The organism is Pseudozobellia thermophila, assembly GCF_900141855.1.
GTDB lineage: Bacteria > Bacteroidota > Bacteroidia > Flavobacteriales > Flavobacteriaceae > Pseudozobellia > Pseudozobellia thermophila.
This window is the reverse complement of sequence record NZ_FQYU01000002.1, coordinates 74,097-99,841: the sequence shown is the minus strand read 5'-3', so window position 1 is coordinate 99,841 and position 25,745 is coordinate 74,097. Positions and strand designations below refer to the sequence as shown.

Below are 25,745 nucleotides of genomic sequence, written 5' to 3'. Positions count from 1 at the left end.
CTTTTGTTTTGGTTTTGTGTCGGGCACAAAAAAAGCCCCGTAAAGGGGCTTGTGGATCCATGGTCCGTATTGTTGTAGACCGTTCTATGCCGTTTTCGTTGCGCAGGAGCCATTCACAGAATACGCCTCGCCAAGGGTTTTGGCCACGGCCATTCCAAAAATGATGTGCCCCACTAAGCTACCGATGGCATTTAAGACCATGGGACCTTCCATTTTGGGCATGGACATCATCATTCCCATTGTTCCCATCATCAATTGGGCAAAGGCAAAGGCGATAATGCCGAATACGGTGCCTTTTAGCCAAACATTGCCGATTTTGTGTATAAAAACGAACCAATAGGTGTAGGCGAGGGCAAAGGCTATTCCAATCATAAAATGCATTATCCAGCCTATAAAAAGGGGCATTCCCAACATTCCCGAAAGCATTTTTGGAGGCGACATTTTGGGCATGCCCATCATGGGGGCGATCATCATTACCACGGTCATTACGGCCGTACCGATAATACCTGCCCATACGCTTCTTTTAATTTTTGTGTTCATAACTGATCGGTTTATTGTTTACGGTTTAACTCCATTGGAATATGAATTCGCACTTCGTCGCCTACGACCATGGTAGCGGCCCAGTCTCCCGTACCAACGCCGTAATCGGTTCTGTCGATCGTCGTATCGATCACTACCCCTAGAATAAGGGTGCCCTTCATCATCGGATGCTCCATTTCTCCCGTTATTTTCATGGGAAGCTTTACATTCTTTGTTTTGTCCTTAATGGTCAATTTTCCGTGCATTACATATTCCTTATCGGAATTTTTTGTGAATTTGGTAGATGTAAAGGTTATTTTCGAATAGGTCGCCGCGTCAAAGAAGTCCGCCGATTGCAGGTGCTTGTCCCGTTTGGCGTCATCGGTATCAATGCTGTTGACCGCTACCGTAAAATCGGCCTTGCTTCCCTTTAGGTTGTTGGGGTCGAAATGTACCGTTCCGTCAAAGTCCGTAAATTTTCCGGTAACCGCCGAAAAGAAGTGGTTTACGGAAAAATTGACGGAGGTGTGCGACTTGTCCACTTTCCACATAGAGGCATTTTGTGCGTTTACCGAAAGTGTACCTAAGGCAGTAATGGCTACTGCGAAAACCATTGTTTTGATTGTTGAAACCATTGTATTTTAATTTTAAGGTTACGATAGCCAAAATGAACTATCCATACCTTTATACCAATGGTTTCAAAAAATCACCCAGGTCACCCGACTTTTTTTAATTTTTCTTCTTTCTCCTTTACTTTTCTGATTTGCTCTACACACTTATGCTTTTGGTTTTGAGCGTTATGGCGTGAAGAATAGCCATAGTCTTTTTGAATTTGCCCAATGGCCTTTTCCTTAAAGAAAATGTCGTGGATAAGCCTGTTGCAATGGTCGGTAATTTTGAGCAAATAGCCCTTGAGCCTTTCCAAATAGTTTTTTTCGTCTTCAATGGAATCGTTAATGGAGCTTAAAAAATCGAAGGATTGCATTTCGTCTACCGAAAGCTCGTAGTTTTTGTCGCGAAGCTTTTTAAACCACAGGTTTTTGCAAATGGCATAGACATAGGTGTCTATTGATGCCGTAAGTTGAAAGTTGTCTTGTCTAAGCTTTTCTACAAGCACCATCATGGCATCTTGAAAAAGGTCTTCGGCATCGGCTTGGTTTCCGCTGTTGTTTTTTACAAACTTTGCGATTTTGGCAAAATTGTCGCGGTACAATTTACCGAAGGTAAAGTTGTTCTCGGTCTTTAAGTCGATTGTAATGTTGTTCATGTTCCATTGGTCGTAATTTTTTTGGATTTCCTACAACAGGGTAGGGACAACGGTTTTGTTTTGGGGACATGCCCATTTAACCGTGGTTTTTGGTACACCCGTTTCGGTAAGGCTTTCTTCTGCGCTTTCCGATTTCAGCGGGATACAAAAAAAGTCCCGAAAAGGGACTTGTGGGAATGCGGTTTTTTGATTGGTGGGGGGGAGGAAGGTGCGCTTGTTAAATTAGTTTTTTAAACAGTATCTTTATATTGTATTATTTTCCTTAAAGCTTTATATGATGGATTCAATTCATTGTCTTGATATTTTCCAAACTCTCCATACTTAGATACAAATTGATACCAAACATATTCCTTTTTCAACTTTTCAGTCAATCCTTCTATTATCTCTTTTTTAGCATAATAAAGTTTTGAATTTTCCGTCCAAACAATTTTAGTTACTTGTTCACTTTTCTTATTGTAAAAACATAAGTCATTAGGATTAAATTCCAAGTCTAACATTTTAGAAAGCTCAGGATTTAAAAATTCAAAATGAGGGTTTTCAAAACGATTAGTTGTCCAACTAGTCCATGAATATTCTCGCATAACATCGATTAAATTCAACCCATCATTATAGTAGTCATCTTCACTTGGAATTACAGAATCACTCCAATTTATTTCTCCTGAGTATATTTGATGAAAAGAAGTTGAATTATGATGAAATCTTCCGGAATTAATAGTACTTTTTAAATTCTCAATATCATTATCAGGGATTAGAAAACTACTGAGATGCACATTTATTCTTGTGTCATTATTGCCTTCTTGAGTCATACTTAGAGAAAGTAATACCCATTCATCATCTGTATATAAGTCGTGAATTAGAAATTCGTCTACAAGATTATCGTCTTCTGAATTAATCCAATCTTGTATATTATCACCTTTAGTAGGAAATAAACAACTAGTAATTAACTGAAATTTTCTTGGTAATCTAGGAAATGTTGGGTCAAAAAAATTGTCACTACTTCTGAATCTTTTTCCATCTTCTGATTTTAAACGCCCATCTAAAACGAGATAGCCTACCAACTCAAAATATGATTGCCATAAGTATTTTTCTGAATATTTAATCAAGTTGTCATTTCCTCTACTTCCTCCATATTTGTAATTCCTATCTTCTTGGAAATCCTTATTTATTAATTCAAATCTACTTTCATCATAGCCTTTCATTTTTACATTACTTAATATGATAGCAAGACATTCAGATGATGTAAATGTATCTCTTTTATCGTAATGGTCAGAAGCAATACCTTTTATTTGATATTTATTAAAATCATATAAGTCAAGACCAAAATGCCAATCGTGATAAATGTTTTTTCCTATTTCTTCTTTGATTTTTTCATCAATCGAAATATTGTAATTTTCTTTCGAGAATAATACTTCTTTTGTAAAATCCAGATTGAAGATTGTTTTGGCAAATTCTTGAATGGTAAAGATGTATTCTATAATGCAAATATGTGTATTGTCAAAATTAGGGATGAATTGAGTCTCTAAAAATGTAAGACAGTTTTGAGTGAAATTTTTACTTCGTATTGACAGGGTAGTACCACAAATTGCAACAACAATCGATTCAAGACTATTTATATCTGGAAAAGAAATTGTAATGTTTGCTAATTCTAATAATTTTTCAGGATGTTTTTTACCAATTAAAAATAAATTTTCAGTTGCTAAACTTCTGATTGATTTATCACTTGAAGTAGTTGATAAAAATGATAAATACAAATCTTGTTCAGTATTTCTTTCTATAATACTACTTTTTAAATAAATCTGATTTATTTCTCTAAGTAAAGGGTGAACAGAATGTTTATTTTTTCTAATTAATTCGCTCCAATGTATATCTATTTCAACTTGTGATAAAGAAGAAAGAACTTTAATTGTAAATTCACCTAAGCCGTGAACTTCTTTTTTATAATTATTTTCAAAAAGTTTTTCAAACAATATTTTTATATTCCGACTGTCTTTGGCTTCATTTTGAATATTTTTTAGAATTTTTATTTGTCCTTCAGGGTTATCAACAAAATAGTCAATGTTGTTATATGCTTCTTCTAAAACAGAGTCGTTTTCAAATAATTCGAATAATTGAATGCCAAATCTGGTAGGTAACAAGTGCAAAAGTGACATTAAGATATCTTGACGAAGAGGATGGTAAGTTTTTTCGTTAAAAAGCATCTTCTCCACACCAAGTCCAATTAATGCGTTTTTTACTTGTTCCGACTTTGTTATATTATTTAGAAGGACTTTTGATGCTATAGCATATCCTGCAACTAAATCGTAAGTAAACTGAACAGTTTCATTTTCGTCATCTAAGTTTTTTTGAAAACATAAACCTTCATCCAATAATTTTTGAGTTAGACTATTCGAAATTGTGGGACTTTCAGGAGCCACAATAGAATGAAAATCTTCAAGAGATATTTCTCTTGTATTATTCTTCCATAAATTAAGACAGTATTCACTTATTTTGCCTTTTACTCTTTTCTTTAGAATTTTATCAATTGAAGAGTCAACAATACTTGACTTTTCCTCAATTTGATGAATATAGCTATCAATACTTTCAAATACGTTTTCTAAAGAAATGTGGAGATTATCGGAATCTTTATTTACTTCTGAAAAAATTTTTAATAGAAGTGGATTGATAAATAAATCTTGATTAAAATTCCAAGATGTTGGTATGATATTGTACTTCTTAAAGTATTTTGGTATTGCTTCAAGTCTTTGTTTTTCAGTAAGTCCGCTAAGTGTTTTTGCATTTGGTATTTTAGTGATGTCAGGTTCTTCGAAAATTGCTTCTACATAACGATTTCTACAAGTTGTAATTAATAAAACATATTCAAGCTCGTTAATATCTCTTATAATATCTTTAATATTAGATTTCCAAATATCGTCAAATGGTTTACTTTCATTTAGACCATCTACTATAATTGGTATTTTAACACCTTTTGTAAATCCTAGAGTATTTAATGCTTGCAAAAACTGTTTGAAGGTGTATTGAGTGCTTATTCCTAATTGCTCTAATATTATTGTTTGTGGAAATTCAGTTTTTCTAAATGACGAACCCAAGATTAATAATGAAGGAATATTTTTTTCTAGTGTTTCTACACATATATTACAAGCTATATTAGTTTTACCGTAACCAGCACTACTTAGAATATGAATGTCCTTTGTTTTTACATCATTGATAAAATCTAATAGACAGCTTTCCTCATCTTCTTTTGATGATATAAGATAATCTCTAAGTTTTGTTATTGAAGGGACGAGATATCTTTCATTTGTATGTATTTCATTCCAGTTTTTCTCATCAATAATGTATTCTTTTGATTTGATTTTCCTATCTAGAATAATTGCTGAACTTTTATATTCTTTAGCGAAAGAAAGCAATAAGGATTTAAGAATTTCGACTTTTCCTATTGATAATCCGGATGTAATAATGCTGATGGCTTCTTTTGATATTTGAACACACTTCTTTAGTAATGCTTGAGCTGTTTCTATATATTCTATATCAAAAGCCGTGAATTTAGCATTAAATGAGTCGTCTTTTTCTATTTCATCTAAATCATCTTGTAAGTATTTGATTTTTATTTCAATCTCTTCAAATATTGCTTTATAGCTCATTACAAAAAAGACTTCATCATCATAATGTGATGGTGTATATAAGTCTGTGTCAAATTTCTTTTGTAAATCTTCTATTCTCCTTTGGGAATATTTTTTAATAAATTCAAAACCAATAAAATTCGTATTGAAGTAATGGTTAAAGACATCATTGAATTTGTCAAATTCTTGAGTCAGGAAATTGGTGAATGAGTCTTTGTTCCAATGAGAAATTATTATATCTGATTTTAGTTTTGCTAACGTTGTTTTTAGCTCAATAAATTTATCTTCAACAAAACTTCCCGGAGTACAAATAATCCATAATTTTATATTAGGATGTCTTTTAAGTGTTGTAGTAAAACCTTTTTCTAACTCATCACGCCTATTTGCTGTAAGTGATGTATTTTCTTCACTATTAAACCACCATTTCACCTGCCAGCCAATCTCATCACCAGCGTTAAGATTCAGTTCAGGACAGTCTGAATGAAGTGTAAGATAATATTCTGAGCCTGGTGTATTGTAGAAGTTTTCAAAATAACCATAATCCTTATATTTTATGTACGCAACTTGAAAACAAAAAGATTCAAAACTAATATCTTTAGCTTGTTGATTTTGCTCAAATTGACTCCATTGAAAACTTGTCATATAAGAGCTTTTGCTGGTTCACTGGTTTTGCAAAGATTAATTTGGTCGTAATAGGGACAACCACCTCTACAATTGCTTGAGTTTTTGCACTCTCTTTGACAAGTGTTTACTTGAGCACTTCGATACGATTCCCAATGGTTATTCCAAATTTCATCAAATGAATTATCTTTCAAACTATGGTTATCTCTGTTGTGACTAGTAAACGAACAAGGTTTAACAACTAGATTTTCATCAATATATGCTGAAAAAAATGCACACTCACAAGGCTCAATAAAATCAATTGTAGTATTTGTAAAGTGCATTAGCATTGGCATAAAACAAGAATCAAAACCAATATTTAAAGAGCACTTATTTTTATCAATAAGTTGACAAAACTTTTTTAAGTCGTCATTTAGTTCAAGACATAAACTGTCGTCACCTCTTCCCATTGGTTTAAATGTTAGAAAAATGAGAGAGTTAAAACCTTTTAAAATATCGTTGTGGTTTCCTTCTAAAATTTCAATTCCTTGCTTAATACTCTTCTTATCCAGAATAAAATGGATATTTGTTCTTATACCTTCTTCAATGAATATCTGAGCTTTTGATTTAGGAATACTTCTAATATTTGGAAATGAAATAGCAACAGCTCCTACGAGAGGTTTAATCTCAGCAGCTAATTCTTTGGTTATGTGCATAGCATTTGTAGTGAAATTTGGTACTACATTGTATTTACGTGAAATTTTTAATATTTCTATAAAATTAGGATGTTCTAATGGTTCACCACCGCCAAGAGCAACTTGAAAAACATTACCCCATCTTTCGCTATTCAATGATTTAATGGCAAATTCATAATCTTCTAAACTCATAAAAACATTGTTCGGAACACTATCCCGATAACAAAAGGAACACCCTTTGGTACAATGATTTGAAATTGAAATATCTACTAATTCCGGTAGAGGTGCTCGATAAGGGTCATCTTTAAAAGTTTTACCCCATCTCATCGTAACTCCAGTTTCATTGTCAGCTACAAAATTGTACCCTTCACTATGTCTTCTAATTAATGCCATATCTAATAAGTTTCTACTTGTGTTGAACCAAAGCCAGCTATTTTAGCAATTTCTCCTTTAAGAATATATTCTCCAAATATGTAACTCCACAATTCTTCATCAGTCATTTTTTCAACATCAACTTCTTTTCCTTCTTCTTCAATCCATTCTCTATTAGTAGTATCTCCATCAGTTGCAAATTCAATCTTTTTGAATAACATTTCTTCCCCTTCCATATAAATTCTCGTACCATTTTCAGAAATGTCATTTTTCAAAAACTCGGTTACTTTTTGAATTTCTTTATCTCGGTAATCACCATAGAATCTTTCAAACGTTTCAACAATATCTTTTTTCATTGTTATAATGTAGCTAACAGAACTACTATTCGATACGAAGTCATTTCTTATTTTCATTTTTTTAGTTTTGATATGAATAATCTCTTTTTGTTATTCGTTCTGTTTCGAGAAATTACATTTTTTAATCTGTACTTTGTTTTTGCTTTAATGAGAACGACCAAATACCCCAAAGGGTTTTCGATCCACCCAAATTAATAATTCCATGGCTGTTATAGGCCATTCGTATATAAATCCTATCAACAGATTAATCAACATAACCCCTTAATCCTAAGCTATATGGGGTTTTGTTTAAGGCCTATCCTTGTTATTTAGTGCCCCAGGGTTGGAAAAAAACATTTCCCTTAGTAATTTCATTCCCGTTTTAAAATCGATACCCATGAAGATCACACATTACGGCCACAATTGCCTGGCCATAGAAATAGGAAACAAGAACATTATCGTAGATCCCTTTGTTACCGATAACGACCTGGCGAAGGACAAGGTGGACATTATGCAGCTAAAGGCCGACTATATTTTCCTTACCCACGCCCATTACGACCATACCCTCGATGCCGAGGCCATTGCCAAGAATACGGGCGCTACCATTGTCAGCAATTTTGAGATCTATAGCCACTATGCCGAAAAGGGACTCAATGCCATGCCCATGAACCTGGGTGGGGTACGCGAATTTGATTTCGGAAGGGTAAAATACGTTACCGCCCTACACAGTAGCAGTTTTGCCGATGGCAGCTATGGCGGTAACCCGGGCGGCTTTGTCTTTACCCACGGAGAAAAGAGCATTTACGTGGCGGGCGATACCGCATTGACCATGGATATGAAACTGATCCCCATGCAGACCAAGATCGACCTGGCCGTACTGCCCGTAGGCGACGTGGTGACCATGGGCGTCGACGATGCCATTATCGCCAGCGACTTTGTGGAATGCAACCGGGTTATGGGCGTGCATTACGACTCTTTTCCCTTTATAAAAATAGACCACGAAGCGGCCAAGGAAAAGTTTAAAAAGGCCGGAAAGGAACTGCTGTTGCTCGAAGTAGGGGAGTCCGTCTCCATTTAAACAGGATATTGATCGTTTACAAGGCCTGGAAACCTCGGTTTTCAGGCTTTTTTATTTTGTAATGGACCTTATCTGTGTCCCATTTTTAGGTACATTCGTTTGCATTATACTGTAAATGCGTAACTTACATAACTTAAAATACAGTACGATGCAAAAACTTGTGTATTATGTGGCCGTTTCCTTGGACGGATTTATCTGTGGGGCGGATAGCGATATCAGCGGCTTTGTAAGTGAAGGAAGCGGGGTGGTCAAATACATGGCGGACCTACAGCAATACGAGACCACCATCATGGGTAGGAATACTTATGAGTTTGGGTATGCCTACGGATTGCAGCCTGGGCAACCCGCCTATGCGCATATGGACCACTACATATTTTCCAAGACCCTAAAATTTGACAATACGCACGAGAAGGTTCATGTGGTTCCCGATTATGATGTGGATACCATCCACAAATTGAAAGAAAGTTCAAAAACCGATATTTATGTATGTGGGGGCGGCGTTTTTGCGGGATGGCTCTTTGACAAACAACTGATCGATGTGCTAAAGGTAAAGGTCAATCCCTTGATCCTGGGTAAAGGGGTACGCCTTTTTGGGGAATCGACACAAGGCTGCCAATTGGAACTTGTGGAAACCGAATCGCACGATGGCGGTCTACAGCTTAACAGCTACCGAGTACAATACGGTGCATAAGAGCCAAAACCATAAAAAAGCCTGCGAACCAATGCTCACAGGCTTTTATCATTTGGTGCATTTTGCCCTAATTTAAACTGGCCAACAGTTTCTCGGCCACCAATTCGGACGAGGCAGGGTTTTGGCCCGTAATCAAATTACCGTCCTGTACGGCATAGGCGGCCCAATCATCGGCCCTCGAAAAAATGCCTCCGTTTTCTTTGAGTGCGTTCTCTACCAGAAAAGGCACTACGTCGGTAAGCTGCACCGCTGCTTCCTCGGTATTGGTGAATCCCGTCACCTTTTTGCCCTTAACCAGAAAGTCGCCATCCTTTCCCTTTACCTCTTTTAGAGCGGCTGGGGCGTGGCATACGAAGGCAATGGGCTTGTCCTGCTCATTGAACTTTTCGATCAAGGCCTTGGAACGGGCATCCGTTGCCAGATCCCATAGGGGACCGTGTCCACCGGGATAGAAGACCGCATCAAAATCATCGGCCCTCATATCGGCCAAGACCTTGGTGTTCTTGATCTTTTCCTGTGCAAGGGGATCGTTGTTAAATCGCTCGGTGTCCTTCGTACTGGCATCGGGCGTATCACTACTGGGGTCAATGGGCGCGGCGCCCCCTTTTGGGGTTGCCAAGGTAATCTCGGCCCCTTTGTCCAATAGGGTATAATAGGGATTGGCAAATTCCTCTATCCAGAATCCCGTTTTTTTTCCTGTATCCCCCAATTGATCGTGGGAGGTTAAAACAAACAATATTTTCATCTTTTTAGTCTCTTAAATTAGTAGCGACCTAGTAGGCCATTTTTACGATTTTCTCGGCATCTTGCGGCCTTAGGGCCTGGCGTTCGCCAAGTCCCTTCCAGCCACGGTCGGTAAAGCGTTGTGCAATGGTTTCAGCCGTACCTTCATAGTCCGACGTGTAATCGGAGAGCTTGGTATCGATGCCCAGTTCCTTAAAAAAGGCTTCGGTCTTTTCAATGGCCGCATAGGCCTTATCGTCCATACTTCCTTCGGTAAGGTTCCAGACCCGTTCCGCATACTGGGCCAATTTTTCCTTTTTAGCCTCAAAATTGTACTTGTAATGGCTAGGGGCAATAACGGCCAAGGTACGTGCGTGGTCGATGCCAAAGAGGGCCGTAAGCTCGTGGCCCATCATATGCACGGCCCAGTCGCCGGGAACCCCTTGTTGAATGAGTCCGTTCAGCGCCATGGTACAGCTCCACATAAAGTTGGCCGCCGCCTCATAGTCACTTGGGTCTTTTAGCACCCGTGGGGCCACCTCGATCAGGGTCTGCAAGATACTCTCCGCAAAACGATCCTGTAGAAGTCCCCCAGCAGGATAGGTCATGTATTGTTCCAACACATGGGTAAAGGCATCGGTGATTCCATTGGCCAGTTGCCTTTTTGGAATAGATCGGATGACCTGTGGATCCAGAACCGAAAATTGGGGAAATAGGGCCGGGCCGCCGAAGGCCAGCTTTTCTTGGGTCTCTTTTCTAGAGATAACGGTACCCGAATTCATTTCAGATCCCGTGGCCGGTAGGGTAAGTACCGTACCAAAGGGCATGGCCTTTTCGGGACGCACCTTGTTCTTTACAATATCCCAGGGTTCATCGCCTTCGTACACTGCGGCGGCGGATAAAAACTTGGTACCGTCGATCACCGACCCCCCGCCAACGGCCAGTAGGTAGGTAATATTCTCTTCCTTGATCACTTTCAGGGCTTCCATAAGCACGGCGTACTCGGGGTTGGCGGGAATACCGCCGAACTCCACCACATCGCTTGCCGATAGGGCCGTCTTTACCTGATCGTAAATACCGTTCTTTTTGATGCTTCCACCTCCGTAGAGCATCAATACCTTGGCATCCGAAGGAATTTCAGAGGCCAACTTTTCAATGGTATCCTTTCCAAATATGATTTTGGTCGGATTTTTATATTCAAAATTATTCATCACTTTTTTATTTATGGGTTATGGGAGTGGGCTTAGATTTTAACCACCATCTTCCCTTTGTTTTTTCCGTCGAACAGATCGATAAAGGCCTGGGGCGTATTTTCAAAACCTTCGACGATTGTCTCTTCGTAGGTTAATTTACCCTCTTGCAGCCATTGGGCCAATTGGCCGATTGCCTGCGGGAATTTGTCCGCATAGTTCGAAACGATAAAGCCTTGCATCAATGCACTGTTCTTTACCAAAAAGGGCTGTACTGCCAGTCCCTTGGGCGCTTCGGTATCGTTGTAGACCGATATGGCCCCACAGATGATGATACGGGCAAACTTGTTGATGCTGAACAATACGGCATCGGAAATGGGTCCGCCTACATTGTCAAAATAGATATCCACCCCCTTGGGTGCCGCTTTTTCGATGGCGGCCTTCATATCGTCGGTGGTCTTATAGTTGATGGCGTGGTCGAAACCGAATTTCTCGATCAGCATTTCGGTTTTTTCATCGCTACCGGCAATACCGATAACGTTCAGCCCCAAAATCTTTCCGATCTGTCCCACGACACTGCCTACCGCACCGGCAGCCCCGGATACGACCAGGGTTTCGCCGGCCTTGGGCTTGCCAATTTCATGGAGTCCCAAGTAGGCGGTAAGGCCCGTCATGCCAATAACGCCCAAATAAGCACTTAGGGGCGCCTTGTCCTTCGATACCTTCTGTAGCCCCTTGCCATCCGTTACCTGTTGGGTTTTCCATTCGAGCATTCCCGAAACAAAATCGCCCTCCTTAAAATCGGCGTTCTTTGAGGCGATCACTTCCGCTACGACCCCGGAGCTTATGGGTTTTCCCAGTTCAAAAGGCGGCACATAGGATTTGGCATCGCTCATGCGCCCCCTTAAATAGGGATCTACCGAAATGTATTTGGCCTCCAAAAGCAGTTCGCCATCTGAAAGGGAAGAGGCCACCGAGGTTTCCTGAAATTCAAAATCTTCCAAGGTGGGCCTGCCTACGGGCCTTTTCTTTAATATGATCGTCTTGTTCATCTTTATCTTCTTAATCGATTACGGTAACAAGGTCTTCCTTGCTCCTTCTTACTTTTACCAAGTTCACCAACCAATCCTCTTCCGTATTTCTATAACCGATGGGCAACAGAACACAGCTACGCAGCCCTTTTTCCCTCAAACCTAGGATTTCGTCGACCGCATCGGGGTCGAAACCTTCCATAGGGGTGGCGTCTACTTTCTCAAAGGCAGCGGCGGTCAGGGCTTCGGTAAAGGCGATGTAGGCCTGTCGGGCCGCATGTTGAAAGTTTACCTCCGGATCGCGTTGTGGGTATATGCCCAACAATTGCTGTCTGTAGTTTTCCCAGCCCTCGTTCTTAAACCCTCGGATCTCGTTGGTAAGGTCGAACATTTTATTGATGCGCTCCTCGGTATAGTTGTCCCAGGCGGCAAATACCAAGAGGTGCGAACAATCGGTGACCACGGACTGGTTCCAGGCCACGGCCTTTATTTTTTCCTTTATTTCCGGATTGGTAACCACAATGATCTCAAAAGGTTGCAGGCCACTTGAGGTAGGGGCAAGGCGTGCCGCTTCCAAAATACGGTCCACTTTCTCTTGGGGCACTTTTTCCCCGTTCATCGCCTTGGCGGCATACCTCCATTTTAGTTTATCAAGTAATTCCATTCTGTTGTAATTTATTATTTGTTATGTTGTTTGTGTTATTCTGATTTGATACTGTTCCAGGCGGCCAGGTAGGCCGACTCTAGTTCTTTCTTCCCAATTTTAAATACACCCCTTTGCTGCATCAGCATTAAAAAGGATAGGGGATTTACGGTGTAGGCATACAAGATATAATCCGATAGGGGTTTGATACTGCCCTCTTCCTTACCACGTTTCCATAGATCGAGCAAGGGCTGTAAATGCTTGATTCCCTCTTGCCTGATAGGTTCATCGATAATCGGGGTATTGTCGCATTGGGCCAAAAACATGGCCTCTTGGCATTTGTTGAGCTTAAACTCGGCAATGCGTTTCCAGATGACCTCAAAACCTTGCTCAACCGGCATTTTTGGGTCGTAGGTCTCAAAGGCATAGGCCGTGAAAACGGACTTTACCTCTAGGTACACCTGGTTTACGAGATCTTGTTTGTTTTCAAAATACAAGTAAATGGTACCTGGGGAAACATTCGCCATTTTGGCTATTTTAGACATGGGGGCCGCGTGAAAACCGTTGTTGTTCACCAGTTCCATGGTCGCCTGTACCAAGGCGTTCCGTTTGTCCGTACATTTTTGAAGTTGTGCCATTGTTCTCTAATCTGGTACAAAGATAGAGAGAAAATGAATGAACGTTCATTTTTTATCTGCCTTTAACGAATGTTTAATAATTCGCTTCCATAGCCCTCTATCGCAGAATTGCCTAATTTTGTCCTTAAGGGAAAAAAACGAAAGAATGGCCGACTACCCCGAAGTAGTATATTTAAACGGAAAGATCATAAAGTCGCATGAGGCCAAGATATCGGTTTTTGATCGGGGGTTTATTTTTGGCGACGGGGTCTATGAGGTAATGGTTCGTATCGACCAGCGTTTTTTTTACAAAAAGGCCCACATGGAACGCCTTCAGGCTTCTTTAAACAAAATCGGTATAGCCTATGATGTCGATGCCCTTGAAAGGGAGATTCCCGAATTGCTCGCATCGTCGAACCTAAGTCATGATGACTGTCTCCTGTACATTCAGATAACCCGTGGCGTGGCCCCTCGAAAGCACGCCTATCCCGAGGGTATAGAGCCCACGGTACTTATGTACGCCCTTTCCAAAAAGCTGCCCGACATCAATGCGGTACACGCCAAGGTAGTTACCACGGACGACCTGAGATGGTTGCGCTGCGATATAAAGATGACCTCGTTGCTCGGCAATGTAATGGCCAACGAATATGCCATGGCCAACAATTGCTACGAAACCTTGTTGGTGCGCGACGGACAGATTACCGAAGGCTCGCATAGCAACGTGTTTTTTGTCAAAGACAGTAGGGTCTATACCCACCCGGCCAATACCTTGATCTTGAACGGCATCACCCGACAGATCGTGTTGGAACTCTGTGGCCAGCTCAACATTGAGGTACGCGAAGAGGCCATATCCTTAAAGGACATAGCAACTATGGACGAGGCCTTCTTAACCGGTACGGCTACCCAAATTGCATCCATCCAACAAATAAACAATCACTATTTTTATAAAAATGAAGCCATAGGCACTCTGACCCAAAAATTGCAGACGGCCTTTTTAGCGCTAAAAAAACAAAAAGAGCTTAATTAGTTTACAACCTTCATCCCCCGACGCCCATGGTATCCGTTAACCAAATTATTTTCTTCCTATTTGTTCTCACCCAGATGGGAACGGGGGAAACCCCACCCGATATAACTACCGCGACGGATTCCTTACGTTTTGATATCGTAATGAAGGGAAAGGTAGTCGGAAATCTCGAGGCCATCAGAAAAAAGAAAGAAGGCAAGGTGCGTTTTCAAAGTTCGACGACCATAAAAACAAGGGTCATCACAGATATTGAGGTCAATTACAATTACGACGTGGTCTTTGAGGACAAGGTCTTGGAGCAGGCCTACGTGACCATTGAAGTCAACCAAAAAACGCACGCCAATACCACGACGAAACGGGAGGGAAACGGCTATCAAATCTTGATCAACGACAAAAAGGACAGGGTGGTAGAGGAGCCCATTAACTACGCCACCATACAGCTTTATTTTGAAGAGCCCGTGAATACCACCCGCTGCTATTCGGAACAGGACGGGACATTTAACAGCCTTGTGCCCTTGGGCGGCCACAGGTATAAAAAAATCAATTCAAAAGGCAAGGAAAACACCTATTCGTATTCCAACGGTTATCTTGAAAAGGCAAATATCGATGGGGGCTTGGTGAAATTCGATATTGTGGCCCATAGGTAAAACAGAACAGAGGGCGCTATTGTGCATTATATCTAATAAATAAATATGGAGATAGGCTTAGTGTTATCAGGAGGCGGTATAAGGGGCGTTGCCCATATTGGGCTGATAAAGGCCCTTGAAGAACACAATATATACCCGACCTATGTTTCGGGAACAAGTGCCGGTGCCATTGTAGGGGCCTTGTACGCAGGTGGGGTTCCGTGGTCGGACATCTTGCACTTTTTTAAGGTCATTCCCATATTTCACACCAAGCGGTTTGCCCGTAGAAAACCGGGCTTTATCGACACTGAAAAGTTTTACGAGGAGTTTAAGAAGTTCTTTCCCAACGACAGCTTTGAAGCCCTGGCCAAAACCCTGTTCGTTACCGCCACCAATATAATCAAAGGCGAACTAAAAATCTTTCACAAGGGCGAATTGATACGTCCGGTATTGGCCTCTGCTACCTTCCCCGGGGTGTTTTCGCCCATCGACATCGACGGAAATTTTTACGTCGATGGTGGAGTTCTCAACAACTTCCCCGTAGAGCCGCTTAAAATACCCTGTAACCAAATTATCGGTAGTTATGTGAGTCCGCTTAAAAGCATTGGTGCCAAGGACCTCAAGCACTCCTACGACGTGGTGGACCGGGCCTATAAATTAAAGTCCGCCTCCGACTCCCTTGCGAAGTTCAAGGACTGTGATTTGGTCGTTTCCCCCGAGGAGTTGAGCCGTTTTGCCACTTTCGACATGCGAAGTATCGACACCATCTTCGAGATAGGATATCGAAGTGCGGGCGAAGCCCTAAAAACCTATAAATTGACCGGGCGCTAAGGCCTTGGGCGATATCGAACAGTGCTTCCCCAAGGCATGAAATTTTAGTGCTTATTTTCAATAATTGTATATTAGTGGTATCCGAGACCGTTATATTTTGTTGGTCAACGCTTAGATGTATCATTGCATGAAATTATATCTCTTACTCCCGATTCTCTTCTTTTTTCAATTTATTGACGCCCAAGTAACCCCCGCCGAAAAAGCCGCCCTACAGGCTTTTTATATCGCTACCGACGGTCCAAATTGGGATAGTGAAACCGATGGGGACCCAACGAACGATTGGGATTTTACCGGTCCCGTTACCGATGATTGGTATGGATTGACCATAGTAGGGGGGCATGTTGTTGGTATGGATATGAACCCCACCGACAACGGTTATGGCAACAATAATTTAACGGGAGTAATTCCCGAAGAAATAGGGGATCTGTCCTTTTTGCAAACTCTTGATTTGAGCAATCAAAATCTGAATGGTACTATTCCCAATAGATTGACAGAACTTACGGAATTACAATGGCTTCAATTAAAAGCCAACAATTTTACCGGCACCATTCCCAGCGATATAGATAATTTGACAAAACTTATCCATTTAGATATATCGAGCAACCAAATGACCGGGGAAATTCCTTTGGCGGTTACCCGGCTAGCGAACTTAAGAACCCTTAACCTTCGGGGCAATAAACTCAGTGGGGAAATACCTATTGAAATCACGGATATGATCAACTTAAGGGTTCTTCGTTTGGGCAATAATCAATTTACGGGTACTGTTTACCCGGAATATGGAAACCTGACCAATCTCACGGAACTCGGACTCGGAAGCAATCAACTTAGTGGGGAAATTCCCATAACCCTTCAGTCCTTGATCGATTTAAGGATTTTAAATTTATCGCACAATCAACTTACGGGTACATTGCCAGTGGAGCTAAGATCATTGATAAATGCGGAAATCATTGATTTCTCCTATAATGGATTGGTTGGCAATATTCCTCCTGAATATGGGGAATGGCTAAGCATTGTTAGCCTAAGCCTATCAAGCAATCAATTGTCGGGGCAAATACCGGAAAGTTTCAATAAACTTGTTACCCTGGAATATCTTGACCTAGGGCATAATTCCTTAACCGGAACCCTTTTTCCCTCTTTCTCTGCTTGGACCAAAATAAAAACGCTCAATTTATCGGCTAATCAGCTCTCCGGAAATATCCCCGACAGTTATGCTTCTTTTGTAAACTTGGAAAGCTTGTGGTTGTCCGATAATCTTTTTTCCGGTGAATTATCCCCGTCGTTTTCACAATGGACCAACATTAAGAGTCTTTATTTGTTCCTCAATAATTTTAGTGGGGAAATTCCGGAAACCTATTCAAGCTTCGTCAACCTGGAATATTTGAATATATCGAAAAATCAGTTCAGCGGGGAGCTATCCCCATCTTTCAGTAATTGGTTAAACATCAAGACCCTTGATTTTGGCCACAACCAATTTGAGGGCTCGGTGCCAAATTTCACAGGGGTACTTACGGGTACTGATTTTCTTGAAATTCGCAGTAACAATTTTCAATTTGGGGATTTTGAGGACGAGTTCGACTATTACGACCAAAGCATTGCTGGTTTTCACTATAGTCCCCAAGCCAAGGTCAACGATACCGAAACATTTAATCGTTGTACCGGGTCCAGTTTAACATTGTCCACAGTCGTTAGTGGTTCGGCCAATGTATACCAATGGTTTAAGGACGGCGCACCCATTTCCGGTGCAACGGATGCCGATCTTGTCTTGGACCCCTTGTCCGTTTCCGATGCCGGGGTATATACCTGTGAGATAACAAGTACCATTGTTACCGGTCTTACCCTTGAGCGCAACCCCATTACGATTACCGTTAACAACAATGGCCCCACGGCCAATGTGGTGGCCGATATTTATAGCTGCGACCTTGACGGTGACGGGTACACTACCTTCGCTATAGACCTTGCCGATATCGAAGCACAGGCCATAGGCACGCAAACCGGGGTTACCGTTTCGTATTTCGATGTTTCGGGAACCCCCCTGGCCCTTACCGACCCGTACACCAATACCGTCCAGGACCAAGAGGCCATTACCGTTAGGGTGTCCGATTCGGGAGGTTGCTACAATGAAAGCGTTTTTAACCTTATAGCCACACAGCCCATAACGGCGGACAGCCTTGAAGACGTAATCGCCTGCGGTAGCTACATATTGCCGGCACTGAATACGGGCAACCGTTATTTTACCGGGACAAACGCAAGCGGAACGCAATTGCAGCCGGGAGATGAAATTACAAGCTCCCAAACCATTTACATCCACACCGGGGCAGGAAATTGTGGGGATGAAACTAGTTTTAACCTTACCATAGATGCCCCGGCCACCGTCGACCAACTGAACGACGTTACCGAATGCGAGGCCTACGTACTACCCGAATTGGTCAATGGCAATTATTATACGGAAAGCGGCGGACAGGGCATTGCCTTGTACGAAGGGGACAGCATTACGGAAACCACGACCCTCTATGTTTATAAGGAATCGGGGTCCTGTTCCAACGAATCCAGTTTTACGGTAAATATAGTCCCATCCCTATCGGTCGACCAACTGAACGACGTTACCGAATGCGAGGCCTACGTACTACCCGAATTGGTCAATGGCAATTATTATACGGAAAGCGGCGGACAGGGCATTGCCTTGTACGAGGGGGACAGCATTACGGAAACCACGACCCTCTATGTTTATAAGGAATCGGGGTCCTGTTCCGATGAGTCCAGTTTTACGGTAAACATCGACCTGCTTGCCTGTGAAGGCCCCAATGACCCCAAACGGGTGCTGTTTCCCAAGTTCTTTACGCCCAACAACGATGGTGTAAACGACAGGTGGAAGGTAGACCAAGAATTCTTTACCCTGGAGGGGACCGTTTCCATCTACGACCGCTACGGTAAGCTTTTGTCTCACTTTGATGCCCTTAGCGGTTCTTGGGACGGCACCTTGAACGGCCGTAGGCTACCTGCCAGTGATTATTGGTTCAAGTTCGTGGAAAGGGATGGGAAAACTACCATTACAGGCCATTTTTCGCTTAAAAGGTAATTCAGTTGCCATTTGTTTAGGTAGCACTAAAAACGATTGCCATAAACGGCACGGTGGTACATTAGGTTATAAAGAACACCGTAAAACATAGCTTGCTTTATCGACCGACGACGCCCTTCCTGGAAGGGGTGGGTCGGGGAAGCTGATTTTTAAGCCGTACACACATTACGGGTAAGCATACGATACTCGCCCTGGTTCTTAAATTCGCGAATGGAAAGTCCCACATAGCGCTTAAAGGTTTTACTTAGATGGCTTACATCGGTAAAGCCCAGCTCGTCTGCAATTTCGCCCAGGGAATAATCGCTGTTCAACAGGCGTATCTCCACCAATTTTAAGCGGGCCTTTATAATGTATTCCCGTAGCGACATGTGTACCTGTTTCTTAAAATATTCGCTAACGTAGGTGGGCGACATCGAAAATCGGTCCGATAAGGACTCTATCTTAAGTTTTTCGGGGTCGCTTATATTTTCATTGAGGTATTGCAAAATGCGTACGATACGGTCGTCGGTCTGGTTTTCTATCGATTCAAAATAAATGGTCTTCTTGATATTGCGCATCAAAATCTCCAAAATACCGGTGAGCAGACTTGTAATAAGTCCGTTGAAAGACTCGGTCTGGTTTCGTGACTCTTGCAGTATCATATCTATCAGACGCTCCATATGCTGGCGATCTACCTCCGACTTTATAATACTACCGGGCAGCTGATTGTAGTTCGAGAGTATATAGGAAGCCTCGTTGAACCAGGCCTTTCTATCTATGGCCGATCTACCTACCTGTTTAAAAAAAGTATCGGAAAACTTTAAGAAAACGAATGTGCTCGGTTCCTGTATCGTAAAAGAGTGACATTTTAGTGGGGGATGCAAAAAAATATCCCCCTGGGCATAGGAATGCTCGTTGTAATTAATACACTGTTTGCCCTGGCCTTGCCTGACCCATACCAGTTCAAAAAAATTGTTCTTCACGGGGCGTTTCTTCCACTCCTTCAGCGTCAATTCTTGTATTTCAAAAGGTTTATAAGCTTCTATTACCTCCATTTTAGGGAAATTTAGGGCCAAATCTACACCATAATCGCCTATAATCCCTTAAAAAAGGCGTACAAACCTTTATTTGTACATAAATACCCATTTTTTTTACCACAAACATCCTGGGTGGCAGGCCTACATTTGCACCACAATTATCAATCTCATACTAAAAAACATACAAATGGATACACCTAACATTGCAAAGGAAGCTATAATCAACGCATTCAAGTTTAGACACGCGACCAAGGAGTTTGATCCTACCAAAACCATTTCGGACGAGGATATGAGATTTATCTTGGAAACCGCTCATTTATCCCCCAGCTCATTTGGTTTTGAGCCTTGGCATTTTATTGTCGTTCAAGACAAGGCGTTACGTGAATCGTTAAAGCCGGTGGCTTGGGGAGCCCCCATAAAATTGGATACGGCCAGCCACTTTGTTTTGGGCTTGGCCATGAAGGCCCCCATGGTAAAGCACGATTCGGAATACATCATGCACATGATGAAGGACGTAAAACAACTGCCCGAAGAAGTTATTGAAACGTATTCCAAATTTTATAGGGAATTTCAGGAGCGGGATTTTAATCTTGACAGTGATAAAAAGTTATTCGATTGGGCTTCAAAACAAACCTATATCGCCTTGGGCAATATGATGACGGCCGCCGCCTTGACGGGAATAGACAGTTGCCCAATCGAAGGTTTCCACCAAGAAAAAGCGGAGGCCCTGTTACAGGAAAAATTTGGGATCGACACCCATAAATACGGCCTTGCTTATATGGTCGCCTTTGGACATAGAAAGGCAGACCCTGAGTTTCCGAAATCGAGAAGAAATTTTGAGGATATCGTTACCTGGAAGTAAACGCATCCACCTAAATAAAACTACCATGAAAGCTATAGGATACAAAGAGAATCTTCCAATAGAAGATAGTAAATCATTACAAGACGTAGAATTGGCCATGCCAAAGGCCACGGGTCACGATATGCTGGTCGAGATAAAGGCCATTTCGGTCAATCCCGCCGATTATAAAGTCCGTGCCAATATGCCCGTAGAAGGTGATGATTGGAAGGTGATCGGTTGGGACGCTACCGGAATTGTAAAGGAAGTTGGCGAAGACGTCACACTTTTTAATGTTGGTGATGAAGTTTGGTATGCCGGCGATTTTACCCGTCAAGGGAGTTATGCCGAGTATCAAATTGTAGATGAGCGCATTGTGGGCAAAAAACCGCAAAGCTTGTCTTATGCGGAAGCAGCTGCCTTACCCTTGACTTCGCTTACGGCCTGGGAAATGTTGTTCGATAGATTGGAAGTGGCCAAAAACGATGCTAGTAAGTCCATTTTGGTCATTGGTGCCGCCGGTGGTGTGGGCTCCATTTTAGTGCAATTGGCTAAAAAATTGACCAAATTGAATATTATCGCTACCGCTTCACGTGAGGAAACTACGGCTTGGTTAAAGGAATTGGGTGCCGACTCGGTTATTAACCATAGAAATAAACTAAGTGAGGAGTTCGAGAAATACAGTCTTCCTGCGCCAGAATATGTAGTAAGCCTAAATGCAACGGAACAACATGTAGATGAAATTGCCAAGTTGATCAAACCCCAAGGTAAATTCGGATTTATTGACGACCCCAAATCATTGAACGTAATGCCTTTTAAAGGTAAGGCCGTGTCTATTCACATTGAGTTAATGTTTACCCGTTCCATGTTCCAAACAGAGGATATGATCGAGCAGCACCACATTCTCGATAAAGTTTCAGAATTGATTGATAACGGCACTATAAAAACCACCTTAGGGGAGAATTTCGGGACCATAAATGCCGAAAACCTTCGCAAGGCCCACGCTTTTTTGGAAACGGGAAAGGCAAAGGGGAAGATTGTTTTAGAGGGATTTTAAAAATCGATTTTAAAAATGAAAAAGAATATTTTAGTTGCATTCGCACTACTTGTTGGGGCATATGCAAACGCACAAACGCCAACGACAGACGATATTAAGTCTAAAAACGAAGTTGTCACCGCAGGCCAAGTAGAATGGGGATGGTTAAATCCGCTACGAGGCGATAAAAGTCCGGCCGCAGGAAAACTTTGGGGCGACCGTACCAAAAACGAACCCGCAGGATTTTTAGTAAAATTTAACAAAGGATTTTCGTCGCCACCGCACATTCACAACATTACCTATCGTGGTGTGGTTATACAAGGATTGTTGCACAACGATGATGAAAATGCCGAAAAACAATGGTTGCCAGCGGGTTCGTATTGGCAACAACCTGCAGGCGAAGCACATATCACCGCGGCTGATGGGGAGGAGAATATGGCGATCTTAGACATTCAAGAGGGGCCCTATTTGGTAAAACCGACTTCAGAAGCTTTTGACAATGGGGAACGCCCCGTGAATGTAGATCAATCGAATATGGTTTGGTTACATGCCAACGATATCCAATGGGTGTCCGACAAAAGTAAGGTGGAAACCGCCTTTTTGTGGGGCAGTCACGATGAAAACCAATTGCGTGCGACACTTTTAAAACTACCGGCCGGTTTTAACGGAAGCATAAAAAACTTGAGTCCGAATTTCAGGGCAGTGGTTATTTCCGGAAACTTAGGCCATCAATTTTCTAAAAAAGAAGCTAAAAACGAATTACGACCGGGCTCGTATTTCGGGGCTGAAGAAAATGCCAAGGCCTTCATTTCCACAACTAAGGAAACGGTTATTTACATACGAAGTAATGGTGATTTTGAGGTAAAGTAAGATGAAAAAGACAAGTTTACTATTGAGTTTATTTACTTCGGTCATGGTCGTTCAAGCACAAAAAACCTTGGCAGAAGCGGAAACCTATGCCACGGTAGACCAAGCGGTAGGCAATATTGCCTTTACCCACGATGGGCAATTGGTATACAGTCACCACCCCTTTTTTGCACCGGAAATTCGAGTGGTCAAGTTCGATAAAAAAACAAATACGACCACCCCCTTCCCCAATTTGGAATGGAACACCCCAAGAGCTACGGATGATAATTATTTGAGCAATGTTTTGGGTATCCGTAATGATGAAAACGGGGTTGTTTGGATGATCGATATGGCCCAACGCGACAATGTAACGCCAAAAATTGTAGGCTGGAACACCAAAACCGATGCCTTGGAGCGCATTTACTACTTGCCAAAATCAGCAGTGCCAGCAATTGCACAACCCAACGATATGGTAGTGGATACCAAGCACGGTTATTTTATCATCGCCGATGAAGGTATCGGTAACGGGGGCGATGGGAGCAAAGCGGCATTTATTATTGTTGATATGAAGACCGGAAAGACACGTCGTGTTCTCGAGGGTACGCGTACCACAAAACCTGAAAATACTCCTACCGTAATCAATGGCAAGCATCTGGCAGTAAATGGAAAGGATTTGTTTATCGGCAATGACGGAATTACTGCCGATGCTAACTTTGAATATATCTACTACGGACCTTTGAACGGACCAAAAATCTACCGTATCAAAACCGTGGATTTGGTCAACGAAGCCCTGACCGATGCCGATTTGGACAGTAGAATAGAAACGTATTCCGACAAACCCAACAATGGAGGAATGTCCATCGACAAAGAGGGAAATCTTTATTTAACTGCGCTGGAAACCAAAAGTGTTGCCGTCGTCATGGCCAAAGACCGCAGTGTAAAAACCATGATACAGGACGAAAATATGGTATGGCCCGATGGCGTAAGCTACAACCATGTAGACGGTTACATGTATGTTTCCGCCGCCCAGGTAAACCATGGGGCCGTATTTAACAATGGGAAGGACAAATCAACAAAACCGTTTTACATCTTTAGGTTCAAACCGGTTGTAGAAGGGGTTTATTTTCGATGAAAATTAATATGGGCTTAACCCACTTAGAGGTTGTTTTTTAGTATCTTACTTAAAGAACTGCCCTATAAGGAAACAAGAAAATCGCATATGGCCCGTACCATTATAGAAAATATTGTAATTGCGAAATACGAAGAACAGACTTTCTTTGAATTTTGCAAATACACGACCATTCGTTTTTTTGAAATACTGTATTTTGAAAAGGGAACGGGAACTATAAAAATAAATGGCAAAACCGTTCCCTACACCTCAAATAGTATATTTGTTTTTATTCCGGATGATATTTACATCGTAAATCCCGATTCCGCTACGACTACCGTGGCCATAAAGTTCTTAAAGAGCTTCTTCAGAAACACATCTTCCCAAAACGGAAAATTGCCCGTAAACGGTTGGTTCCGAAAAATCGAGGAAATCCTCAATAGTGAAAGTCATCAGCTTCGTGAAATGCAGTTTGAAACCGAATCGGATAGATTACACTTGGTATCCTTGATCAATATGGTTGCCACCGAGTATATGAGAGAACAGACCTTCGATAATTTTATCATTCAAAATTCCCTGTCGGTCATATTGCATCTTATTGCTCGAAACATTCAGTTTATCAATACGGCGGAGACCGTAAAAGCAGTAAAATCATCCAAGATTCAGCAAATCATCAACTACATTCACACTAATATTTACAATTCCGAATTGCTCACTACCAAGAGCTTGGCCGAAGAATTTCACATGGCCGACAATTACATCAGCGAATACTTTAAAAAACATACCGATGTATCCTTAAAAAAGTACATCATCAACTACAAATTAAAATTGGTGGAGACCCGATTAAAGTACACCGATGCACAAGATTCGGAAATTGCTATCGATCTTGGTTTTACAGATTCTAGCCATTTAAACAAGATCTTTAAAACCTACAAAGGCATCAGTTTGAGGGCATTTAAAGCCAATCTGGCCTAAGTCATTGCCAGAAACCTTATTTTTTACCAATACCGCTGGTTTTTCTACCAAAATAAAGCTTGGGTACCCAGGTAACTTTGTCCTGTACTAATAACAGAAGACTAAATAACCTAAACCCAAGATTATGGAATACAAGAATTTTCAAACATTTACGGCAGAACAAAAAGGAGGAATTTTAACAGTGACCATCAACTTTGGGCCTGTAAACGTACAAGGGCAAGAAATGCTGGCAGACTTAAGCAGTCTTTGTCTGCGATTAGAGCGGGATAGAAGCGTAAAAGTAGTCGTTTTTGAATCTTCAAATCCAGGATATTGGGTATGTCATTACGATACCAATTTACTTAGGGACATGTCCACAGAAGCCGTGCCAAGAAACGAAGTACAGCTATTGGATTTACAGTCTGTTTTAGAAAGATTGAGCAAGGTACCACAAGCAACCATAGCAAAAATTGAAGGTTTTGCACGTGGTGGCGGACACGAAATGGCATTGGCCTTGGATATGCGTTTTGCGGTGAGGGGAAAAGCCAAATTTATGCAAATGGAAGTAGGTATGGGCATTTTACCTTGTGGTGGTGGGGCTTCACGTATGGCAAGACAAACCGGTTTGGGAAAGGCACTGGAAATTATTTTGGGTGCCAAGGATTGGGATGCGGACGAGGCAGAAAAATTCGGAACCATTAACAAGGCATTGGATGCAGATGAGATCGGACCTTATGTAGATGCCTTGGCGGAACGTATCTCCAAATTTCCAGCAGATTCCATTGCGGCTAGCAAACGTGCGGTTTATGCGTCTATAGACTTACCGATCAAAGAGGCTTTAAAAGAGGAAGCCTACCAATTGTTTCAGGCAACAAGCAAAACGCCTGCCATCAAAAGATTCACCTATGCAGATGAAAATGGTGCCCAGTTTGACCATAACAACCAAAAGAACTGGGAGCAAATGGTGATGGATATTCAAGAAGTAAATTAATAAAACAAGAATTACAATTAA

At 41.6% G+C, this 25,745-nt stretch carries 24 protein-coding genes; 12 read left to right on the top strand and 12 right to left on the bottom strand.

Translation table 11 applies throughout. From position 1 onward, the window contains the following. Positions 1-84 precede the first annotated feature (84 nt). The 6 genes from BUB37_RS05720 to BUB37_RS05690 form a co-directional block, all read right to left on the bottom strand. Complete coding sequence (locus tag BUB37_RS05720; protein WP_072990120.1) at positions 85-540, bottom strand: DUF6789 family protein; 456 nt, start codon at positions 538-540, stop codon at positions 85-87. 11 nt (positions 541-551) lie between these two features. After that, positions 552-1,133 carry a YceI family protein gene (locus BUB37_RS05715; RefSeq protein ID WP_212635260.1) on the bottom strand — a complete coding sequence of 194 codons (582 nt, stop codon included), beginning with the start codon at positions 1,131-1,133 and terminating at the stop codon, positions 552-554. A gap of 101 nt (positions 1,134-1,234) precedes the next feature. After that, a complete protein-coding gene (locus tag BUB37_RS05710) occupies positions 1,235-1,786 on the bottom strand; it encodes an RNA polymerase sigma factor (protein ID WP_072990114.1) in 552 nt (183 codons plus the stop codon). A 230-nt stretch (positions 1,787-2,016) separates the two neighbouring features. Beyond that, positions 2,017-6,045, bottom strand: coding sequence for an NACHT domain-containing protein (locus BUB37_RS05700; RefSeq protein WP_072990090.1), 4,029 nt, complete (start codon positions 6,043-6,045; stop codon positions 2,017-2,019). Beyond that, positions 6,042-7,091, bottom strand: coding sequence for a radical SAM protein (locus BUB37_RS05695; RefSeq protein ID WP_072990087.1), 1,050 nt, complete (start codon positions 7,089-7,091; stop codon positions 6,042-6,044). Before BUB37_RS05695 ends, BUB37_RS05700 begins: the two co-directional genes overlap by 4 nt. 2 nt (positions 7,092-7,093) lie before the next feature. Then, positions 7,094-7,483 carry a hypothetical protein gene (locus tag BUB37_RS05690; RefSeq protein ID WP_072990084.1) on the bottom strand — a complete coding sequence of 130 codons (390 nt, stop codon included), beginning with the start codon at positions 7,481-7,483 and terminating at the stop codon, positions 7,094-7,096. Positions 7,484-7,802: 319 nt separating this feature from the next. On the opposite strand from BUB37_RS05690, the gene BUB37_RS05685 reads away from it, so the two are divergent. Together BUB37_RS05685 and BUB37_RS05680 are read left to right on the top strand one after the other, a co-directional pair. Next, positions 7,803-8,483: a metal-dependent hydrolase gene (locus BUB37_RS05685; protein ID WP_072992549.1), complete on the top strand. Its 681-nt coding sequence runs from the start codon at positions 7,803-7,805 to the stop codon at positions 8,481-8,483. 148 nt (positions 8,484-8,631) lie between these two features. Beyond that, entirely contained in the window at positions 8,632-9,174 is a 543-nt protein-coding gene (locus BUB37_RS05680; RefSeq protein WP_072992546.1) for a dihydrofolate reductase family protein, read from the top strand. Positions 9,175-9,241: 67 nt separating this feature from the next. Here BUB37_RS05680 and BUB37_RS05675 read toward each other — a convergent pair whose 3' ends face one another. The 5 genes from BUB37_RS05675 to BUB37_RS05655 are packed head-to-tail and all read right to left on the bottom strand — an operon-like array spanning position 9,242 to position 13,399. Continuing rightward, on the bottom strand, positions 9,242-9,919 hold the full coding sequence (locus BUB37_RS05675; RefSeq protein ID WP_072990081.1) for a type 1 glutamine amidotransferase domain-containing protein: 678 nt from the start codon (positions 9,917-9,919) through the stop codon (positions 9,242-9,244). Between the two features lie 28 nt (positions 9,920-9,947). Next, entirely contained in the window at positions 9,948-11,108 is a 1,161-nt protein-coding gene (locus tag BUB37_RS05670) for an iron-containing alcohol dehydrogenase (RefSeq protein ID WP_072990078.1), read from the bottom strand. A gap of 32 nt (positions 11,109-11,140) precedes the next feature. Next, on the bottom strand, positions 11,141-12,139 hold the full coding sequence (locus BUB37_RS05665; protein ID WP_072990075.1) for an NADP-dependent oxidoreductase: 999 nt from the start codon (positions 12,137-12,139) through the stop codon (positions 11,141-11,143). Positions 12,140-12,149: 10 nt separating this feature from the next. Then, a complete protein-coding gene (locus tag BUB37_RS05660; protein ID WP_072990071.1) occupies positions 12,150-12,782 on the bottom strand; it encodes an NAD(P)H-dependent oxidoreductase in 633 nt (210 codons plus the stop codon). A gap of 35 nt (positions 12,783-12,817) precedes the next feature. Next, positions 12,818-13,399: a TetR/AcrR family transcriptional regulator gene (locus BUB37_RS05655; protein WP_072990068.1), complete on the bottom strand. Its 582-nt coding sequence runs from the start codon at positions 13,397-13,399 to the stop codon at positions 12,818-12,820. A gap of 145 nt (positions 13,400-13,544) precedes the next feature. Between BUB37_RS05655 and BUB37_RS05650 the strand changes: the two genes are divergently transcribed. The 4 genes from BUB37_RS05650 (at position 13,545) to BUB37_RS05635 (ending at position 18,935) form a co-directional block, all read left to right on the top strand. Then, positions 13,545-14,405 carry an aminotransferase class IV gene (locus BUB37_RS05650; RefSeq protein ID WP_072990065.1) on the top strand — a complete coding sequence of 287 codons (861 nt, stop codon included), beginning with the start codon at positions 13,545-13,547 and terminating at the stop codon, positions 14,403-14,405. A gap of 26 nt (positions 14,406-14,431) precedes the next feature. Continuing rightward, a complete protein-coding gene (locus BUB37_RS05645) occupies positions 14,432-15,049 on the top strand; it encodes a DUF6134 family protein (protein WP_072990062.1) in 618 nt (205 codons plus the stop codon). Between the two features lie 45 nt (positions 15,050-15,094). Further along, positions 15,095-15,859: a patatin-like phospholipase family protein gene (locus BUB37_RS05640; protein ID WP_072990059.1), complete on the top strand. Its 765-nt coding sequence runs from the start codon at positions 15,095-15,097 to the stop codon at positions 15,857-15,859. A 127-nt stretch (positions 15,860-15,986) separates the two neighbouring features. Continuing rightward, complete coding sequence (locus BUB37_RS05635; RefSeq protein ID WP_072990056.1) at positions 15,987-18,935, top strand: T9SS type B sorting domain-containing protein; 2,949 nt, start codon at positions 15,987-15,989, stop codon at positions 18,933-18,935. Positions 18,936-19,084: 149 nt separating this feature from the next. On the opposite strand, the gene BUB37_RS05630 is transcribed toward BUB37_RS05635, so the two are convergent. Beyond that, a complete protein-coding gene (locus BUB37_RS05630; protein WP_072990053.1) occupies positions 19,085-19,969 on the bottom strand; it encodes an AraC family transcriptional regulator in 885 nt (294 codons plus the stop codon). 169 nt (positions 19,970-20,138) lie between these two features. Between BUB37_RS05630 and BUB37_RS05625 the strand changes: the two genes are divergently transcribed. The 6 genes from BUB37_RS05625 (at position 20,139) to BUB37_RS05600 (ending at position 25,724) form a co-directional block, all read left to right on the top strand. Continuing rightward, the gene (locus tag BUB37_RS05625; protein ID WP_072992542.1) at positions 20,139-20,813 is read left to right on the top strand and encodes an NAD(P)H-dependent oxidoreductase; all 675 of its coding nucleotides are present in this window, start codon (positions 20,139-20,141) and stop codon (positions 20,811-20,813) included. A gap of 25 nt (positions 20,814-20,838) precedes the next feature. Next, positions 20,839-21,846 carry a zinc-binding alcohol dehydrogenase family protein gene (locus tag BUB37_RS05620; RefSeq protein ID WP_072990050.1) on the top strand — a complete coding sequence of 336 codons (1,008 nt, stop codon included), beginning with the start codon at positions 20,839-20,841 and terminating at the stop codon, positions 21,844-21,846. 15 nt (positions 21,847-21,861) lie between these two features. Further along, positions 21,862-22,695, top strand: coding sequence for a DUF4437 domain-containing protein (locus tag BUB37_RS05615; protein WP_072990047.1), 834 nt, complete (start codon positions 21,862-21,864; stop codon positions 22,693-22,695). A gap of 1 nt (position 22,696) precedes the next feature. Beyond that, positions 22,697-23,803 (top strand): L-dopachrome tautomerase-related protein, encoded by a 1,107-nt coding sequence (locus BUB37_RS05610; RefSeq protein WP_072990044.1) that lies wholly within the window; start codon positions 22,697-22,699, stop codon positions 23,801-23,803. Between the two features lie 30 nt (positions 23,804-23,833). Further along, on the top strand, positions 23,834-24,754 hold the full coding sequence (locus tag BUB37_RS05605; protein WP_244526745.1) for an AraC family transcriptional regulator: 921 nt from the start codon (positions 23,834-23,836) through the stop codon (positions 24,752-24,754). Between the two features lie 124 nt (positions 24,755-24,878). After that, a complete protein-coding gene (locus BUB37_RS05600) occupies positions 24,879-25,724 on the top strand; it encodes an enoyl-CoA hydratase/isomerase family protein (RefSeq protein WP_072990041.1) in 846 nt (281 codons plus the stop codon). The last annotated feature ends 21 nt before the right edge of the window (positions 25,725-25,745 follow it).

Bases quoted from the DNA above. Each gene is read 5' to 3' on its own strand.
- BUB37_RS05720 (WP_072990120.1), bottom strand. From the start codon at position 540: ATGAACACAAAAATTAAAAGAAGCGTATGGGCAGGTATTATCGGTACG.
- BUB37_RS05715 (WP_212635260.1), bottom strand. From the start codon at position 1,133: ATGGTTTTCGCAGTAGCCATTACTGCCTTAGGTACACTTTCGGTAAAC.
- BUB37_RS05710 (WP_072990114.1), bottom strand. From the start codon at position 1,786: ATGAACAACATTACAATCGACTTAAAGACCGAGAACAACTTTACCTTC.
- BUB37_RS05700 (WP_072990090.1), bottom strand. From the start codon at position 6,045: ATGACAAGTTTTCAATGGAGTCAATTTGAGCAAAATCAACAAGCTAAA.
- BUB37_RS05695 (WP_072990087.1), bottom strand. From the start codon at position 7,091: ATGGCATTAATTAGAAGACATAGTGAAGGGTACAATTTTGTAGCTGAC.
- BUB37_RS05690 (WP_072990084.1), bottom strand. From the start codon at position 7,483: ATGAAAATAAGAAATGACTTCGTATCGAATAGTAGTTCTGTTAGCTAC.
- BUB37_RS05685 (WP_072992549.1), top strand. From the start codon at position 7,803: ATGAAGATCACACATTACGGCCACAATTGCCTGGCCATAGAAATAGGA.
- BUB37_RS05680 (WP_072992546.1), top strand. From the start codon at position 8,632: ATGCAAAAACTTGTGTATTATGTGGCCGTTTCCTTGGACGGATTTATC.
- BUB37_RS05675 (WP_072990081.1), bottom strand. From the start codon at position 9,919: ATGAAAATATTGTTTGTTTTAACCTCCCACGATCAATTGGGGGATACA.
- BUB37_RS05670 (WP_072990078.1), bottom strand. From the start codon at position 11,108: ATGAATAATTTTGAATATAAAAATCCGACCAAAATCATATTTGGAAAG.
- BUB37_RS05665 (WP_072990075.1), bottom strand. From the start codon at position 12,139: ATGAACAAGACGATCATATTAAAGAAAAGGCCCGTAGGCAGGCCCACC.
- BUB37_RS05660 (WP_072990071.1), bottom strand. From the start codon at position 12,782: ATGGAATTACTTGATAAACTAAAATGGAGGTATGCCGCCAAGGCGATG.
- BUB37_RS05655 (WP_072990068.1), bottom strand. From the start codon at position 13,399: ATGGCACAACTTCAAAAATGTACGGACAAACGGAACGCCTTGGTACAG.
- BUB37_RS05650 (WP_072990065.1), top strand. From the start codon at position 13,545: ATGGCCGACTACCCCGAAGTAGTATATTTAAACGGAAAGATCATAAAG.
- BUB37_RS05645 (WP_072990062.1), top strand. From the start codon at position 14,432: ATGGTATCCGTTAACCAAATTATTTTCTTCCTATTTGTTCTCACCCAG.
- BUB37_RS05640 (WP_072990059.1), top strand. From the start codon at position 15,095: ATGGAGATAGGCTTAGTGTTATCAGGAGGCGGTATAAGGGGCGTTGCC.
- BUB37_RS05635 (WP_072990056.1), top strand. From the start codon at position 15,987: ATGAAATTATATCTCTTACTCCCGATTCTCTTCTTTTTTCAATTTATT.
- BUB37_RS05630 (WP_072990053.1), bottom strand. From the start codon at position 19,969: ATGGAGGTAATAGAAGCTTATAAACCTTTTGAAATACAAGAATTGACG.
- BUB37_RS05625 (WP_072992542.1), top strand. From the start codon at position 20,139: ATGGATACACCTAACATTGCAAAGGAAGCTATAATCAACGCATTCAAG.
- BUB37_RS05620 (WP_072990050.1), top strand. From the start codon at position 20,839: ATGAAAGCTATAGGATACAAAGAGAATCTTCCAATAGAAGATAGTAAA.
- BUB37_RS05615 (WP_072990047.1), top strand. From the start codon at position 21,862: ATGAAAAAGAATATTTTAGTTGCATTCGCACTACTTGTTGGGGCATAT.
- BUB37_RS05610 (WP_072990044.1), top strand. From the start codon at position 22,697: ATGAAAAAGACAAGTTTACTATTGAGTTTATTTACTTCGGTCATGGTC.
- BUB37_RS05600 (WP_072990041.1), top strand. From the start codon at position 24,879: ATGGAATACAAGAATTTTCAAACATTTACGGCAGAACAAAAAGGAGGA.